At 35.6% G+C, this 17,506-nt stretch carries 14 protein-coding genes; 3 read left to right on the plus strand and 11 right to left on the minus strand.

What is annotated here, in order from left to right:
• Positions 1–276 precede the first annotated feature (276 nt).
• Entirely contained in the window at positions 277–990 is a 714-nt protein-coding gene (locus RCJ96_RS09425; protein ID WP_270795374.1) for a hypothetical protein, read from the plus strand.
• A gap of 152 nt (positions 991–1,142) precedes the next feature.
• On the opposite strand, the gene RCJ96_RS09430 is transcribed toward RCJ96_RS09425, so the two are convergent.
• From RCJ96_RS09430 to RCJ96_RS09445, 4 genes are all read right to left on the minus strand, one after another.
• Entirely contained in the window at positions 1,143–3,944 is a 2,802-nt protein-coding gene (locus RCJ96_RS09430; protein WP_270795375.1) for a YhgE/Pip domain-containing protein, read from the minus strand.
• Between the two features lie 216 nt (positions 3,945–4,160).
• Positions 4,161–4,733, minus strand: a complete 573-nt coding sequence (locus tag RCJ96_RS09435) for a TetR/AcrR family transcriptional regulator (RefSeq protein ID WP_000963371.1) — start codon at positions 4,731–4,733, stop codon at positions 4,161–4,163.
• Between the two features lie 213 nt (positions 4,734–4,946).
• Positions 4,947–6,845: a M56 family metallopeptidase gene (locus tag RCJ96_RS09440; RefSeq protein ID WP_242303938.1), complete on the minus strand. Its 1,899-nt coding sequence runs from the start codon at positions 6,843–6,845 to the stop codon at positions 4,947–4,949.
• A 2-nt stretch (positions 6,846–6,847) separates the two neighbouring features.
• Complete coding sequence (locus RCJ96_RS09445) at positions 6,848–7,249, minus strand: BlaI/MecI/CopY family transcriptional regulator (protein WP_242303939.1); 402 nt, start codon at positions 7,247–7,249, stop codon at positions 6,848–6,850.
• A 332-nt stretch (positions 7,250–7,581) separates the two neighbouring features.
• On the opposite strand from RCJ96_RS09445, the gene RCJ96_RS09450 reads away from it, so the two are divergent.
• Positions 7,582–8,436 (plus strand): hypothetical protein, encoded by an 855-nt coding sequence (locus RCJ96_RS09450; protein WP_074609668.1) that lies wholly within the window; start codon positions 7,582–7,584, stop codon positions 8,434–8,436.
• 58 nt (positions 8,437–8,494) lie between these two features.
• On the opposite strand, the gene RCJ96_RS09455 is transcribed toward RCJ96_RS09450, so the two are convergent.
• The 4 genes from RCJ96_RS09455 to RCJ96_RS09470 all read right to left on the minus strand — a co-directional run bounded on the left by RCJ96_RS09455 (position 8,495) and on the right by RCJ96_RS09470 (position 12,306).
• A complete protein-coding gene (locus tag RCJ96_RS09455) occupies positions 8,495–9,022 on the minus strand; it encodes an alpha/beta fold hydrolase (protein WP_242303941.1) in 528 nt (175 codons plus the stop codon).
• Between the two features lie 172 nt (positions 9,023–9,194).
• Entirely contained in the window at positions 9,195–9,482 is a 288-nt protein-coding gene (locus RCJ96_RS09460; protein ID WP_270795379.1) for an alpha/beta fold hydrolase, read from the minus strand.
• 15 nt (positions 9,483–9,497) lie between these two features.
• Positions 9,498–9,800: a hypothetical protein gene (locus RCJ96_RS09465; RefSeq protein ID WP_270795380.1), complete on the minus strand. Its 303-nt coding sequence runs from the start codon at positions 9,798–9,800 to the stop codon at positions 9,498–9,500.
• Between the two features lie 139 nt (positions 9,801–9,939).
• Positions 9,940–12,306, minus strand: coding sequence for a DUF6359 domain-containing protein (locus RCJ96_RS09470; RefSeq protein ID WP_416504257.1), 2,367 nt, complete (start codon positions 12,304–12,306; stop codon positions 9,940–9,942).
• Between the two features lie 241 nt (positions 12,307–12,547).
• On the opposite strand from RCJ96_RS09470, the gene RCJ96_RS09475 reads away from it, so the two are divergent.
• On the plus strand, positions 12,548–13,900 hold the full coding sequence (locus RCJ96_RS09475) for a DUF4026 domain-containing protein (RefSeq protein WP_074609673.1): 1,353 nt from the start codon (positions 12,548–12,550) through the stop codon (positions 13,898–13,900).
• 39 nt (positions 13,901–13,939) lie between these two features.
• On the opposite strand, the gene hemY is transcribed toward RCJ96_RS09475, so the two are convergent.
• From hemY to hemE, 3 genes are read right to left on the minus strand one after another with little or no spacing between them, the layout of a single operon-like run.
• Positions 13,940–15,361 (minus strand): protoporphyrinogen oxidase, encoded by a 1,422-nt coding sequence (gene hemY / locus RCJ96_RS09480; RefSeq protein ID WP_416504248.1) that lies wholly within the window; start codon positions 15,359–15,361, stop codon positions 13,940–13,942.
• A 19-nt stretch (positions 15,362–15,380) separates the two neighbouring features.
• On the minus strand, positions 15,381–16,316 hold the full coding sequence (hemH, locus tag RCJ96_RS09485) for a ferrochelatase (protein ID WP_000726777.1): 936 nt from the start codon (positions 16,314–16,316) through the stop codon (positions 15,381–15,383).
• Between the two features lie 14 nt (positions 16,317–16,330).
• Entirely contained in the window at positions 16,331–17,377 is a 1,047-nt protein-coding gene (hemE, locus tag RCJ96_RS09490) for a uroporphyrinogen decarboxylase (protein ID WP_000252614.1), read from the minus strand.
• Positions 17,378–17,506 lie beyond the last annotated feature (129 nt).

The raw sequence follows: 17,506 nt of genomic DNA on the forward strand, positions 1-17,506 counted from the left end.
TATCCTTTTATTTAGCCTACACATGAAATATGGTGAAATTAAGAAAAAAAAGGGATACAAAACAACCATTACATTATGAAGAAAATATTTTATCCACTTTAAATACAGTTGTACACCTTTCTTACAACTGTATTTCTTTTTCATTTTTACTCCTCTCATCTACACTTCTCTTAATTTATTTATTACTTTTACGTCTGCAACTTTTTATTTAAATTAATAAATTCAATATGGTAAATTATGTTATAATTTAATTATACATACTTTGGAGGGGAAATAGTGAAAAAAGCTATTATCGTATTAAGCATCCTATATCTTATTTTAACCGTACATACAGGAGCTGTTCTTTTAGGAAAAGAGGATTATAAAGGGACTATCAATACATTAAAGAAAACAAAGGAAACCGCTTCCTTCCAATCTGCAAAAAACGGTGTGATTTTATTAAAAGGAACATTAACTACCGCGCAACCTATTACAGAGGAAAAACTTCAAAATAAAGAATTCGCACTCCTTGAAATTAATACATATAAACGACGAAAAGCAAATTGGATAAACATTAATACTGAGCAGCATATTGCAAAGCAACTCTTACTAAACAATGAGACTCTTCCTGCCTTAAAAAAAATCCGTTTCTCAATGGAACCAATTACACTGTCAGGCAAAGATATTTCTGCCGAAGACTATTCACTAAAAAAGAATGATACCCAATTAACAATTAAAGGTAAAGGATACCGATACACCGGAATAGAAAACAAATCAGACGTTCTTATTTTTGGCATAAAAAAAGGAGATACACTTGAAGGTTATAGTGGCTCTGAAATTCTAATAGGAAAAACAAAAGAGGACATTGCCAGCAACATGAAACTATATACTTTTGCTGAAAAATATGGTCCATTTGTTTGGATTGTAGCTACAATTATTCTTATAAGTATTGCTATATGCTTCTTCCGTAAAAATAGAAAAACAAATGAAATTTCTCAGCCTATAAAGTGAAACTTTAATCAGTAGGTGTTTTGTTCATCCCTCACTGATTATTAGCCCACACTAATCAGGCGTTTATTGGCAGTAAGACTCCCACAAATAGCGGGGTAAAAAAAGACCAATAAAAAAGGCACCATTTCGGTGCTTTTTTTTATGTTCCTTATTTACGCTTCAACCGATTGATTTTCAGCAATATTTTTAAATTGTCGTTTGTGCATCCAAGTTAATGAAGCAATTGTTCCAAGTGATAACACAACGATAAAGATCATGAGTATTCCTATGTTTTGCCACATGAAGTTAAAGTCTCCGCTTGATACGACTGCTTTCAATCCTGATACAGAATATGTCATCGGTAACCATGCATTAAATGGTTGTAAAAACTTCGGAATCAATTCTAGTGGGAATGTTCCAGCACTTGTTGTAAGCTGAATAATTAATGTGATGATGGCGATGAAACGCCCTGCATCACCAAATGCTGTTACTAAACATTGAATTAATGAGATAAACGCTAAACTTGTAACGATGCTAAAGAGTATGAAATAAGGAATACTTTGTACTTCTACACCTAATCCAAACAGTAATATGACATCAGCTACTACTGCTTGAATAATACCGACTGATAGTAATACGCCGAACTTACTAATAAACCAACTAAATCCTGATTTCGGAACACCAACTGTATCACGTAATGGATATACGATAGATAATAGTAATGCCCCAACAAATAAACCGAGTGATAAGAAATACGGTGTAAATCCAGTTCCGTAGTTTGGAACTTCCGCCATTTTCTTCGTCTTCACTTTTACAGGACTTGCAAACATATCATACGTTTTATCTGTTCCTTTTACTTCACCAGTTTTCTCTGCCCCTTCGCCTAGTTTCTCAGCAAGTTCACCTGAACCATCATTTACTTTCACGAGGCCATCCGTTACTTTTCCTGATCCGTCTGCTAGTTTATTTACTCCGTCGATTAGCTGGGTTGAGCCGGTTGACATTTGATTTAGGCCACCATTTAGAGTACCTAAGCCAGTTGTTACTTGATTAGACCCATCTGCTAATTGATTTACTCCACCTGCCATTTGGTTTGCTCCTACAGATAATGTTCCTAAACCGCCTGTTACTTGGCTTGAGCCATCTGCTAATTGATTTACTCCACCTGCCATTTGGTTTGCTCCTGTAGATAATGTTCCTAAACCGCCTGTTACTTGGCTTGAGCCATTTGCTAATTGATTTACTCCACCTGCCATTTGATTTGCCCCTGCAGATAATGCACCTAATCCACCTGTTACTTTATCCGATCCATCTGCTAATTGATTTATCGCATCAATTAATTGACCTGATTCGTTTTTAAATGTATTCGCCCCTTCTTTAGCATTATTTAATTTCACACCAAACCCTTGGAATTTTTCAACAAACCCTGTTTGTGCACTGGATAATCGCTCAATACCAACAGTTAAAGATTGTAATTCTGCTGCATTTGGCAGTTTGCTTTGTCCATCACTCGTTTTTTGATTTATTTCGCCTTTTAATTGTTTTACTTCTTCATTTAATTTATTTGTTCCACCTGCTACTCCAGCAGCTTTTTGTTGAACTGTCGCTGTATTTTTTACAGCACTTGTTATGAATGGTTGTAACTGCTCTTGATATTCTTTCGGTAAACTTTCAATTTGCTTTTGTAAATTCGCTACATCTTGCGCTGCAATTTTTGCATCTCCTGCTGTTGATTGCGTAAGTTCATTTAACTGATTTACATTCGCCCCAGCTTCATCTATTTTCTCATTTACTGTATTCCCTTTTGACTGTATTTCCTCTAAAGCTGCAGCAGAACTTTTCACTTTACTATTTAAATCTTGCAAACCTTTTTCAATTTTTTGAGAGGTTTCCTCGAATTGTCTTTGTCCCCCAACCAGTTGTTCCATACCATTCGATAGATCCGTTGTTCCTGTTTTTAATTCACCGGATTTACTTACTAATTTGTTCAAACCACCGGTCACTTTCTCAGATCCATCATGTAATTCACCAATTCCTTTTTGCATTTCACCCGTTTTGCTATTTAACGTATTTAAACCGTCTGTTACTTTTCGAGAGCCATCTATTAATTTTCCGATACCTGTCTGCATCTCACCCGTTTTGCTATTTAACGTATTCAAACCTACTGTTACTTTCAGAGATCCATCTTGTAATTTCCCTATACCTACCTGCATCTCACCCGTTTTGCTATTTAACATATTTAAACCTGCTGTCACTTTCCCTGACCCATCTACTAATTTATTAGATCCATCTGCTAATTTCCCTACTCCATCCTTCATCTCCCCAGACTTTCCTTGAAGTGTATGAAGGCCATCTGTTACTTTACTTGAACCATCATGCAGTTCACTTGATCCGTCGTATAATTTATTTGCTCCTTCCGCCCCATCTGCTAATCCTTTTGAGACGTCTTGAATGGAATCAAACATTTTCTCTGCATATGTTTTCGTTAACGTACTTGCTACTTCACCTTTAATTTTTTCAATGGCTGTTCCGCCAATTTGTGAAGATAAGAAGTTTAAGCTTTCATTTGGAATATATTCTAAGTTTAATGGCTTTGGATCGTCTTTTAATAACGTTGTAGCGTTACTTGAGAAGTCATCTGGAATGCGTACTAACATGTAATACTTTCTACCTTCCATTCCTTTTTTCGCTTCTTTTTCACTTACAAATTCCCATTTAAAACTTGTATTATCTTTTAAATTATCAACGAGTCCTTTTCCGACCTCAATTGGTTTCCCATCAAATACTGCACCTTTATCTAAATTGACTACCGCAACCGGTAAATCATCTAACTGTTTATATGGATCCCAAAAGGCCCATAAAAACATACCTGCATATAAAATTGGTACGAATAGAACCGCGATAATTGGAATTAATATTTTTTTACTTTTTATAATTTGTGTGAACTCTTTACGAAGTAACTGATTTCCTTTCATCATTTCTCCCCCTTTTTTGAAATGACCGAAATGTTCAATTGGTCATTTTTACCCAAACAAAAAGGCTATACTGATTCATACATATGCCTTATCCCCGAATTTATACTATGCAACTGTTTCTTACTATAAAGTGAATATTTCTATTATCCCTCCTAAATTAAATATATGACCATTTTGTTCAATTGGTCACTTTTTTATAATAATAAAAGGATTATCTTAGTTTGACAATCCTTTTAATAAATAAAGTTCAAATAATTCTGCAATTTTTTCTTTTTCTAGCGGTTCATGATTTTTTTCCCAATCAAAAATAAGCGATACATATAAGCGAAGCATAATAAATGCTGTAATTTCTGGATCACATTTGCTAATTTCACCTTTATCAATCGCAATCTTTAAATACGATTGAATGAAAGAGACAATTTCCACATCTACTTGTTGCATCACTTCTTGTACTTCTTTCGTTCCCATATCGCGCTCTTCTTGAATTAACTTAATCATGAGCTGATGTTCTTTTCTGAATTCTAATATGCTATATAATGCTCTATGTACATTTTCAAAAAATGAAACATCTGAACGAATTGCATTTTCTGCAACTTGCTTCATTTCTGTAATTAAATTAGAAATAATCTCGCCAAATAGCTCTTCTTTATTTTTGAAAAAAGTATAAATCGTTCCTTTTCCTACATTCGCTAACTTCGCTACTTGATCCATCGTTGTTGCTTTATAACCGAATGCTGAAAAAGACTTTGTTGCAGCCTCAATAATAGAACGTTTTCGATCTATCGCCACATCGTCACCTCCAAAAATGACCAATTGGATAATATAGTCAATCAGTACATCTTTGATATTACCACACGCTTACATTCTATACAAGTTCTCTTTGTTATTATTTCCAGTATAAAAAATTCCAGTCAAGTTATATCATACTTTCCATAGTTTATCAGAAGAAAAGAGAAAAGGAAAAGGTGTTCTTGAGATATACATCTCTAGAACACCTTTTTATTATTTCAACATAGAAAGCATAATTTTCTCTAACTCTTTCTTATTTACATTTTTATCAAATACTGCTTCTCCTTGGTTCTCTAAACTATGATTAATAATAACGATTTGGTATGCACTATTTTTCCCTTTTGCTGGAACAATCATCTTCATACCTTGTAAATTACTATCCGAGTGATCAGTAGCGTAGAATATTTGATTCTCTTCTAATTCGTACTGTTCTATATTTTCAGGCACTACAAACTGGTGGCTGAATGAATCTTTACTTTCCCCAAAAACTTGTGATTGAGAAATTGCATAATTTGCTTTTCCGTTTGTATATTCTAAATCAATAATTAATTCAGGTCTTCTCTTAATAAAATAACCTACATTTTCATTCTTCAGATTGTATCCTTCAATTGTATACGTCGGCTTCTTAATTTGAAAATCAACATGTTCCTGCGCTTCTTTCACTGTATAATTTAAAGATTCATGCACTTTGTCATCAAATGGTTTTGCTTGATCATAAAGTGCATATAATTTGTCACGATCGGCTTTTGATAAACGCTCTTCTCTAAAAAATGTTGACTCGTAGTCAGAAACTCTCGGAGCACCTTTTTTCTGTATATTAATAATTTTTTTAGATAATTTTATGTACTGCTGGAATTCATCTTTTGTTAAAGCTTTTTCAGCTAAATATAAGTAATCTGTCTTTTCTTCATACACTCTTGCTGAATAATGATATTCTTTTTTCGCATTTTCTTCTGTACCATACAACATATCTACAGCATTTTGGAAAGCATCCTTTGACTGCTCTACTTTATCCTCTTGTTTTTCTTTCCCTTCCGTTTCACGTGCGTTGAATAAAGAAAGAGATGCTATAGCAACTATGACGATAATTCCGAGTAAAGAAAGACGATACGATTTCTTTTGAAACTTTTTAATCATAACGATTCTCCTTTTTAATGTTCGTTTATTTCTACTTAAATTTGCTAGGTTTGGTACTTGATAGGAATAATGTTCTAGGAGGGTAATAATTGTATGACCATATGCAATTTGCTCCTCTTTATCTATAAAAGTAAGCGCATATGCATCACAGGCTAATTCTTGATCTTCTCGCATACAAAAATAGGCGTACCAAAGAATCGGATTGAACCAATTTAATAGAATTAAGCTGTACATAATCCAATTTACAGCTACGTCGTTTCTCTTAATATGAGCTAACTCATGGTAAAAGACATATTGTAATTGTTGCTCGTTTAATACTTTCATATGTTTTTTTGATAGTAATACTTTCGGGCGAAAGAAACTAAACACAGTTGGACTCGCAATCTTTCCTGCTAAACGTAATGAAACTGCCTTCTTCATTTTCATAGACTGCTTACAGCGATTAAACACCGTAATGACCTGTTCATCCGTAATATCGGGTTGTTTCTTTATGTAAGAATATAAACGTCTATTTGTAATAAACGTTATAACTGCTAATAGGATTACCCCAGCTAACCAAACATACATAGCAAGTTTGTATAAAGAAAATGGAGTCTGTTGCTCCGTACTTACGTTTACTTCAGGTTTACCACTTTTTGTAACGGTTTCAGCATGTGATTCTAATTCCACTTTACGGTCACTTTCTATGTTCATCTTACTCTCAGTAGACGGCATATTTTTCGGAATAACTTCCGATACACTAGAACGATAAGAAAGTAATGAATAAATGCTATAAGAGCTATCTGGTGACCATGGTAAAAGGAGTCTAATCATTAATACAATCCACAGCATATATTGCCACCGGGGTGCTAATTTATTTCTAAATAGTATTTTTATACATAAAATAAACCCTACTAATATGCTAGCCATAAGTGACGTTTCTATAAGCCAATCAAAAAAATGAGGAAGGTATACATTTATAAGCATGTCTATCATTTTTATCGATCCTTCCTCTTGTTCTCCTCTGTCTTCTCATCTAAAATGCGTTTTAATTCATTAATATCTTCTGAAGATAATTTCTCCTCTTTTAAGAAATTAACAAGTAATGGCTTAAACGCCGCACCGCAAAAACGCTTTAGTAAAGATTTTGTTTCCACTTGCAAATAATTATCTTGTGATACTAACGGATAATAAGCGTACATACGTCCTTTATCTTGATGGTAAGAAACAGCTTCCTTTTGTACTAACCGATTAATTAATGTACGGATTGTTTTCGGTTTCCAGTCCATTGTATCTTCCAGTTCTTCTATAATTTCATTCGCTGTTTGTGGAGATTTCGACCAAAGTACTTTCATAATTTCTAATTCTGCTTCAGATATTTTAGGTAATTGATTTGTCATAATATATTTCACTCCTTCGTATTACATTTGTAATCTATAACTAAGATTACAAATGTAATACTTAATTGTCAACCATATTTTAGAAAAAACTAATTTCAACTAAACCTTACTTCCCAACAACAAATTTCTCTTTTTTCAAATAATCAAATAAAAAAACAAGAAAATCTTTACATTTAATAGTAATATAGAAAATAGACAAGTTTATCCGACTTTAATGGGCAGTAAGACCCCCACCTCAACATTCAGCGAAAGCAAAGAATTTAGGTGGGGATCGGGCTGTCCATAAAAGTCCGATTGGTGAAGACTAATAATCAGTGGGGGCTTTTTCAGTCATGATGCGTGCACTTCGTTTAAATATAAAGCAAGCTTTTTGTAATCGTGTTTCTTTAATTATTATGTTTAGTGGATTCGTTCTTATTTGTATTTATCATTATTATTATGTCATTCGTTATTTAGGAGACGCTGCGAGCGGACCTATATCAACAGATATAAAATGGATTGGATTTCGTGACAATGAAATGGATGTTTATTTATTATTAATGCCAATTATTGCGAGCCTTCCCTTTAGTACAAGTTACAACTCGGATAAATCTGATGGCTTTAAACAGTTTGTAAGTAAAGGAATTAATTTATTCTCTTATTCAATAACGAAATATATTGTTACATTCTTTTGCGGCGGACTTCTTTATACGCTTCCATTTATCTTATCTTTATTATTTTGCAAATTAACCATTCCAGACGGAGAAACGCCGGCTGGTTCAGGCATCATAAATGTTAATGGGATGTTTGCAAACTTATATGAGGCTTCTCCCATTATTTACATTACTGTATATATTGGAATTAACTTTTTATTTGCAGGTTTAATGGCTCTTTTAGGACTTGCTGCATCTGCATGGTCACAAAAAGATTATATGTCGCTTCTATTTCCATTTGCAGCTACCTCCATCCCTTACGTCCTGCTAAATACAGTCTTCCCTACAATAGGCGGAGCACCAATTCATTTATATGATCCAAAACAACCATTGGATGGAATGTCACCGTACATTTTAACGGTGCAATGTGCTTTCTTTCTTTTCGTTAGCTTACTTATGTATATACAAGGAGTAAAACGTGATAGAAAAAAATATAAAAGAAGACTGCAAAAAAGAGATCGATGTAGAAAAGCGTTTCAAGTAATTTCAGACTAAATCATTGAACGAATAAGAGCGTAATTCCCTGAGTTATATGGGAGTTACGCTCTTATTCTTAGTTCTCAAAAAAACTATATGCGATATTACACATTTGTTTTGGCTGTTCCACTACCGTCCAATGTCCGCAGTTTGCAATCTCTACAAACTCTATATGAGGTATATATTCTGTAAAATGTTCTTTTATAGTAGCAAGAGTTAAAATATCATGACTTCCTTGCGCAATTAATATTGGAATTTTCGAGAGCTTTTTTATATGTTTAGTCACATCATAATTTTTCACCATATCTGCACCTAGTATCGTATTAACTTCATTACTAAAAGTTGTTTTCTGTTTATAAGTTAAAGTTTTCGTAGCAAATACATAATACGGATCTAACACTTGTAACATCTCGTATATAGAAGCCTCTCCTCTTTTAATCTTCTCGCTTACTTCAGAAATGATTACTTTATCTTCTTCCGTTAACCTCTTCTGCAGTTCTTCACCAAACCTTTCTAATCCCTTTACATTAACTCCTATCGCAGCAGTTAAAAGTAACTTATTCACTCGTTCAGGATATGTAGTTGCATATAATAATGCAAGCATCGATCCCCATGATTCACCTAATACATTTATCCCACTTTAATGGGCAGTAAGACCCCCACCTCAAAATTCGGCGAAAGCAAAGAAGTTAGGTGGGGATCAACTGCCCATAAAAGTCCGATTGGTTCAACTAATAATCAATGGGGGATGAAAAAAACCCCCACTGATTAAAGTTTCACTTTATTTTTTCAAACCCTAATTGCACACGCAGTGCTTCTAAGTTTTCAATCTCATCCCTCATAGAATATTGATTATTCTTTGGCGCTTCCGATTCTCCACAACCTGTTTGATCATAAAAAACTAATTGGAATTTTTCTGCTAGTGGAGCCATATAGGGCAGAAAAAAATGGTGTTCACTTCCAGGTCCTCCATGAAGAAATATGATTGGTTCACCTTCTCCTAACATTTTTACATAGAGATTATTAACATTTACATGTATCAATCGTATATTTTCAATACTCATATAATCATCTCCCCTTTACGGCGTACCTGCCAACATCCATAAAACTACAAAAACAACCATATAGATTATTTGAATTCCTACCGCCGAACATACTGAAATAATGGCATATTTACTTAATTCCTTTTTAATACCCAATATAGTAAAAATTACGGCTAGACCGAATGCTATATAAGCGATATTTGTACTAAGCGTGCCTAAATAATACATACCTAGCGATTGCGTAAGACCTGTTACATCAGCTACAAACTTAATGATTATAAAAATGCTAACAAAAATCGCTAGTTGATTCATTAATTTCCCGTTTAGTTGAGCTACCATACATCCAAACCTCCTTCATAAAGGCATGAATATTCAATTAATTATACGCCATTTTACAAAAAAAGGGATTCTTTCTTTGTAATTATATGACGATGCAAAAACAAAAAAGAACGCTTAGTTACCTAAGCGTTCCCCTACTTTAAGATGCCTTCTTCAAATCAATTTGAGCAAGTACTGGGTCGTGGTCACTTACACGTCCGTGTTCTTTCATAATGTTTGAGTTTAAGTGTACTGGATCTACGATTGTGTGCGGTGCGATGTTGTTTGTTACTAAAATATGATCTAGCACTTGTGCATTTCCTTCATGAATGTACGTGTAACGGTTCTCTTTTGGCACTGTGTTTAACATATTTTTTAAGTTTGTTCCTTCTAATGTTTTTAGTGGTTTAGCAAACTCAAAATCGTTCATATCCCCTAACACAACAACTGGTGCATTCGTGTTCTTTTTCTGAATTCCTTGTACGAAATGATTGACTTCTTGTGCTAATTGAACTCGTTTTTCTTCACTTTTTAATACGAGCGGTTGTACTTTTCCAAATGGCGTTGCATCTCCTATTTTTGAGTTTAAGTGATTTGCAACAACAACTAAATTTTGTCCTTGGAACGTAAATTCTGCCGCTAACGGTTTACGTGTACTTTCAAACAATGGATTTTCGTCTCCAATGCGAACGACATTTTTATCAAGTAACTTCGGTACTGTTGCTAATTTCACGCGTGATGGGTTGTAGAAGAAACCGACGCGAATATTCGCTCCTGGTGCTCCTCCGTCTAGATTATTGTGCGGCGCAATTTCTACATACTCATACTTTGGCCCACGAATCTCTAGCACTGCATCAATGATACGTTTTGCGCTTAATGAAGCATCCGTTGTACCGTCATTAATCGTTCCGTTATTATCTTGCATTTCCTCTACCCCGATAATATCTGGCATTTTTAAATTGTATTTAATAGAATACGCTAATGCTTTTACTTTTTCATCTGTTGTTTCTTTTTTATTCGCCGAGAAGTTTTCAATGTTATATGTAGCAACCGTTAATTTATCAAGACGAGGCTGAATATTTGCTCCTATTTGCTTAAATCCGCCTTCTACTACAGATGGTAATTCTGTTATTGGCGCAATGCGGAACGCACCGTAATCATATCCAACTACTCCTGTTATATCTCCAGTGAAAGTATCTCCTACTTTTGCTACATAATCACGAGGTACTTTTACAGAAAGACGCTCTGGGTTTAATTGATTTTCATCTAATACAGGTGTGCTATATTTCGTTACGACTTTATTTCCGCCATTTTTCACTGTTACATATAAATTCCCGTTTTTCTGAGGTGCAATAATTTTTGGCGTTGGCATCGTAACGCGCATACCTTCTATACTTTCATAAAAATCGATTGCATCTTCATTTGGATCAAATAAACCAAATGCATCATTATCGATAATTTGATCAGGAATTTTCACACCGTTTTCTCCAAGTACAATCGGTGCTGGTAAATCTTGATTTTTTGCGATTACAGCAACGCGGCTCGCTTTAATTTCAGTCGTCGTTAAGTCTGTGTCAAACCTTTCTGCATATCCAGGCCCAACATATTCTTCTACTACTCCATCAACTTGAATAAGATCTCCTACTGCTACATTCGCATCCTTTTTGTACACATACATACCTTCTGAAGTAGCTGGATCATTATCTGGCTGATTATCTTCTATATAAAAACCATTTTTATCAAGCGCTGTTACAACGCCTTCCACATTGTATACTTTCTTCCCGTTGTAAGGAGAAATATGTGATTTTCCTTGAATATCATGAATACGAACCTGTTCATTGTTTACGATAACAAATGAAAATGTTGAAATCGCTGAAGAAGTAAGCCCTTCTTTCTCTGCAATTGCTTTAATCACACTATTTTCATTCACTACAATTTGTCCGTTATAACGAACACTTTTATTTGTAGGGTTAGAGCCATCTAACGTATAGTAGATTGTTGCTCCTTCTGTATTCGTTGTTAACGTTACCGCTGTTCCTTTCGCAATTTCTCCGCCACTAGGCGACGCTACGACATCGCTAACACGGTTTTGTCCTTCTCCTTGAAACTTATGAGCTGTTACTGATTTTAAACCTGGGCTACTAAAATATAATTCAAGCGTCCCTGTTAAACTAACTTTCTTCCCGATATTTTCAGGATGATCTTTTACATTCACTGCCGCTCTCACGTCACCTTTTGGCAACTGAACAGGCATGATCTTGTCTGGATTTGTTTCGTTTGGTGAATCGGCAATTGCTACATTTGTATCATCAAATTTAGCCGGATCCTTCGTGTACTTAGAAGGACTTTGCGTATATCCAACGATATACCCTTCCACTGTCCCCTTCGTTTTCCCTTGCTGCTTAAATACTTGAATTGCTTTTTCTACTGACATAGAAGTCGTTTCTTCTGCTTGTACTAAAGTTCCAGTAAATGAAAGCAATAGTATGAATGATAAAAAAACACTTAACAATTTCTTCACAGCTATTTCCCTCTCCCTATTTCATATTTTCTCAGCATTTCTATCATAACAAATGATTCGTTATATAGAATGATATTTCGACAAGTTTTACAAAAAATTAATCTTATTTACTCGTTTTCAAACTATAATACAAAATAATAATTTTACACTTTCTACGAATGCACTCTATAATGTTAGAGAGAGAAAACAGAAAATATCGATATTTCATTGGCATGTAAAATGGATTCATTTGAATAGGAGTGATTGGATGGAAGTGCAAACAGAAACATACCGCGCAGCTATGAATGGAACATTAGAACGTCATTTTTCAGATATGATTGCTGTTATACCGACTAGAATTACAATTGAGCAGTTAAAACAACGGCTAGAAACTATCGCTACTAAAGTTGATGAGTTAAAAATTGTTTATAGTGATGAGACAAGCCTTATCATTGAGTTACATATGGATGAAAAAGTCATACCGTATGAACTGCATATTGATGAGGCGAATGACCCAGAAGAATATAAACTGTACAATAGACAAGATTCTACAATCGTAGATCGTAATTTTGAAGATGCGGCTTTCGGTACTGAAATTTTCACCCGTACGCTATTTGTAGGCGATGTGCTGGACTGCTTTTTCCAGCAAATACAGTTTTTATGGAACCTCGCCCCAGATTTGTTATTTGTAATTGATTCAAGTGCAGCAATGAAGGTAATATCTAGAAGCTATATTGAATATCACGTTGAAAATGAATTATTACCTGACATTCCTGACTTGTACGTTATTCATTCCGTTTATGAAGACGATAAAGAAGGCGAGCCTACGCAATATTGGTTTCATACACACGGCCTTTTAAGAGCGGGCGTAACAGAAATAGAATTAATTATTCCAAATCGCATTCCTTCCTACTATGGCATTGGTGACCTCTTTCAAACATTTGCGAATAATGCCGTTGAAAATGGACAAGTCCCTATGAATGAGCCTATCGTTATCGCACATAGTCAGCAAGGTTCTATACATGCAGTAGCTGTGCCATGGGAAAAAGGTTTATCTTATATTGGGCATAAAACGAGTATAGATCAATTATCTTCAATTGAGGATGAAGAAGTGAAGCTACAACCAATAGATGCACAAAACACATTCTTAGGCGGGATGGATGACCGAGATGAATACCATCAATCGCCATCTGTTCTCTTGTTCAAATTTGATACTTCAGAAGAATGTATCGAAAGCTTTTTCAAAGAACACGAGGAAGCTACAGGGCTCATGTTCTATAAAACAAATAGTGAAACGGCTCGTATGGCTTACAATGCAAAAAATACTTTCGGGTATTTCAGCAACATTTTTCAAATTGAACAATCAAATGAGGAGTTTCGTTTTCTCGCTAAGTTTGGCGTTTCCTATGAAGAGGGTAAAAGCGAGCATATGTGGTTTGAAATGCAACATATTACAGAAGACTTTATTCAAGGAATACTCATTAATGAACCATATTTTATAGAAGATATGAGTGAAGGAAATAGTTATCATTTAGATTTTGATGACCTAACAGAATGGGTTATTTATGCAGGAGATGCCGTTATAAAGCCAAATAACTTATATATGTTTATTGGTGAATAAGTAACAAAACGCCTTCAATATGATTGAAGGCGTTTCTCTTTATTGTGCGATTAATTCCGTATTCATTACTTTCTCCAAATGAGAGAGTACACGTTTTGCAGCCTTCTCACCTTGATCAATACAGTCCGGCAGACCAGAACCAGCGTAAGAACTACCTGCCAAGTATATACCTGGCAACTCTTTCTCCATAAATGTTGTGAGTTTCTTCATTCGCTCGTTATGGCCTACTGTATATTGGGGCATTGCTTCTTTCCAACGGCTTACGACTGTAAACTCTGGATTCTCTGTAATATCCATCGTCTTTCGTAAGTCTTCTAGTACGAGCTGAACGAGTTCCTCTTCTGTTTGTTCTACAACTGCTTCATCACCAGGTCGTCCAACGTAACATCGAAGAAGCGTTTTTCCTTCTGGCGTTGTATGTGGCCACTTTTTATGCGTCCACGTACATGCTGTAATTGTGTAATCACTATTTCGAGAGACAACAAATCCTGTACCATCAATATCTCGCTGAATGGCTGATTTCGGGAAAGCCATTGCTACATTCGCAACTGATGTGGACGGAATGTTGCGGAAGAAACGAAACTGCTTGTACTGTGCAAACATAGATGGCAATACTTTATGTGAACTTGCCACTACGACCGCGTCCGCTTCTATTTCTTTTCCGTTACTAAGAGTAATCGTATAGCCATCACCCTGTTTTGCAACTTTTTCAATGCGAGTTCCCTTTATTATCGTACCTTCATGCATCTTTGCTTCGAGAGATTCTACGATAGATTCTAAACCTGTTTTCATTGTTTGGAAGATTCCTTTTTTCGGTTCAGCTTTCTCTTCTTTCGGAGCGAGCGTACGCATACCGAGTGAAATACTGCGATGTTTCTGCTCAATTTGATACATTTGCGGGAATGTTGACATTAAGCTCATTTCATCAATATCCCCTGCATAAATACCCGATAGTAACGGTTCTATTAAGTTTTCAACCACTTCATTTCCGAGGCGATGTCTGAAAAAGTGCCCGAGTGATTGGTCAGATACTGGCTTTGATCTTGGCATTAATAGATCAAAACCAGCTCTTAGTTTACCAATTGGGGAGAACAGCCCGGAAAATAGAAACGGCGTAATTTGCGTTGGAATTCCCATCATTGATCCGCTCGGCATTTTATGTAACCGATTGTTTACGAGGATAAATGATTGACCGGCCTCATTATTTACAAGTTCATCGCCAAGACCTAATTCTTTCACTAATCTAGCTGCACTTTCTTTTCGTGCTAAGAAAGAATCCGGTCCGCGCTCAATTGTAAATCCATCTTTTCGAACGGTTTGAATTTTTCCGCCAAGTTTACCCGATGCTTCTATCAGTAATGTATCAATCGGCAAGTTTTTTTCATGAATATTTTTTTGTAAGTTATACATTGCTGTTAATCCAGTGATGCCTCCGCCGATGATCACAACTTTTTTCCTCAAGCAGGCTCCCCCTTTCTTCTTACAGTACAGATTCTTTTTTCTTTACTACAACATCTGTTAAGCAGTCAATAAATGCATCCGATGCATTTGGCATTTCTGGACGATAATATTTCGCGCCAATTTCATCTGTTACAACTTTACACTCAAAGTCGTTGTCATATAAAACTTCTAAATGTTCCGCAACAAATCCAACTGGTGCATATACGAATGAAGTATAACCGTGCTTTTCATTTAGTTCTCTCGTTAAATCTTGTACATCTGGACCAATCCAAGGATCTGGTGTGTTTCCTGCACTTTGCCAACCTACTGCATAGTTTGCTACTTCAGCGCCTCTTGCAATATAGTCCGCTGTTTCATTTAATTGATCTGGATATGGATCGCCCATTGCGATAATTTTTTCTGGTAAGCTATGAGCTGATACGATTAATACTGCTTTTTCACGTTCTGCGTCTGACATACCGTTATATATACCTTTCACTGCATCAACCCAGTACTGGATAAATTTCGGTTCTTTATACCAGCTATCAATGCCATGAATTGTTAAGTTTCCAAGTTTCTCAGCTTCTTCTTGTGCTCGTCCAACGTATGATTTTACGCTAAACGTAGAATAGTGCGGCGCAAGAACAAGTGCGATTGCATCTTGTATACCGTCGTTATGCATATCTTTCACCGCATCTTCAATGAACGGTTCAATATGTTTTAAGCCAAGATACATATGGTACTCGACTTCATCTTGCACTTCATTTAAACGCTTCTCTAACTTCTTAGCTTGCTCTAATGTAATAGTAGCTAAAGGAGAAATACCACCAATTGCACGGTAACGCTCTGTTAAATCTTCTAGCATTTCAGGACTTGGCTTTCTTCCTCTACGAATATGTGTATAGTAACGTTCAATATCTTCTTCTTTATATGGCGTTCCGTATGCCATTACAAGCAAACCAATTTTCTTTTTCATACAGCAATTCTCCTTTACTTCGCTAACTGCCCTTTAGAGTATTCATGAATAAATGTAGTTAAACGTTTTAATGTATCTGGATTTACTTCTGGGAATACACCGTGACCTAAGTTAAAGATATAACCCGGCTGTTTCATCCCTTGATCTAAAATACCTTTTACATGTTCTTCAATAACAGACCATGGTGCAAGTAAGAACGAAGGATCCATATTACCTTGTACCGCCTTGTGAACGCCGCGTGCACGTGCTTCTTCAATTGGTAAACGCCAGTCTAAACCGACTACATCAAGCGGTAAGTCATGCCACTCATTCACTAAGTGTGCAGCTCCTACGCCGTGCATAATCATCGGTACACCCATCGTGCGAACTTCTGCAAAAATACGCTCCATTGCCGGTTTAATAAATACGCGATAATCTGCTACGTTTACTGTTCCAACCCAAGAATCGAAAATTTGAACTGCTTTTGCTCCTGCGTTAATTTGCGCTTTTAAATATGTAATAACCATATCTGCTAGCTTATCCATTAAAGCAAACCAAGCTTTCGGCTCTGCATACATGAACGCTTTCGTATTATGATAGTTACGAGATGGACCGCCTTCAATCATATAGCTCGCTAACGTAAATGGAGCTCCTGAAAAGCCGATTAACGGTACGTCTAACATTTCAGTCGTTAATAAACGAATTGTATCTAATATGTACGGTACGTCATCTTCTGGATTGATTTCCCCTAGTTTTTCTACGTCTTGTAAAGAACGGATTGGATTATCAATAACTGGGCCAATACCTGATTTAATTTCTACATCCACACCAATTGCAGGTAGTGGTGACATAATATCTTTATAAAGAATTGCTGCGTCTACGTTATACTGATCAACTGGCAGTTTTGTAACGTAAGCACATAACTCTGGATTATGTGTAATTTCAAATAAAGAATACTTTTCTTTTATCTTTCTATATTCCGGCTGCGAACGACCTGCTTGACGCATATACCATGCTGGTACATAATCAGTACGTTCCCCCCTACATGCTTTTAAAAATGTCTCATTTATAGTTCTTACCAAGACCCTAGCTCCCTTCCTTACCACAATGCTTCGAATACGTTCGATATTTATCTTTTTTTACTATACAGCTTGTAAAAACAAAATGCATAATATTATGTACGTTGTTCATTAAATTGACACAAACATTCT

It is taken from the genome of Bacillus sp. BSL6 (genome assembly GCF_052928345.1).

Coding starts and splice junctions, on each gene's coding strand:
- RCJ96_RS09430 (WP_270795375.1), bottom strand. CDS start 3,944: ATGAAAGGAAATCAGTTACTTCGTAAAGAGTTCACACAAATTATAAAA.
- RCJ96_RS09440 (WP_242303938.1), bottom strand. CDS start 6,845: ATGATAGACATGCTTATAAATGTATACCTTCCTCATTTTTTTGATTGG.
- RCJ96_RS09445 (WP_242303939.1), bottom strand. CDS start 7,249: ATGACAAATCAATTACCTAAAATATCTGAAGCAGAATTAGAAATTATG.
- RCJ96_RS09450 (WP_074609668.1), top strand. CDS start 7,582: ATGATGCGTGCACTTCGTTTAAATATAAAGCAAGCTTTTTGTAATCGT.
- RCJ96_RS09455 (WP_242303941.1), bottom strand. CDS start 9,022: ATGCTTGCATTATTATATGCAACTACATATCCTGAACGAGTGAATAAG.
- RCJ96_RS09460 (WP_270795379.1), bottom strand. CDS start 9,482: ATGAGTATTGAAAATATACGATTGATACATGTAAATGTTAATAATCTC.
- RCJ96_RS09465 (WP_270795380.1), bottom strand. CDS start 9,800: ATGGTAGCTCAACTAAACGGGAAATTAATGAATCAACTAGCGATTTTT.
- RCJ96_RS09475 (WP_074609673.1), top strand. CDS start 12,548: ATGGAAGTGCAAACAGAAACATACCGCGCAGCTATGAATGGAACATTA.
- hemH (WP_000726777.1), bottom strand. CDS start 16,316: ATGAAAAAGAAAATTGGTTTGCTTGTAATGGCATACGGAACGCCATAT.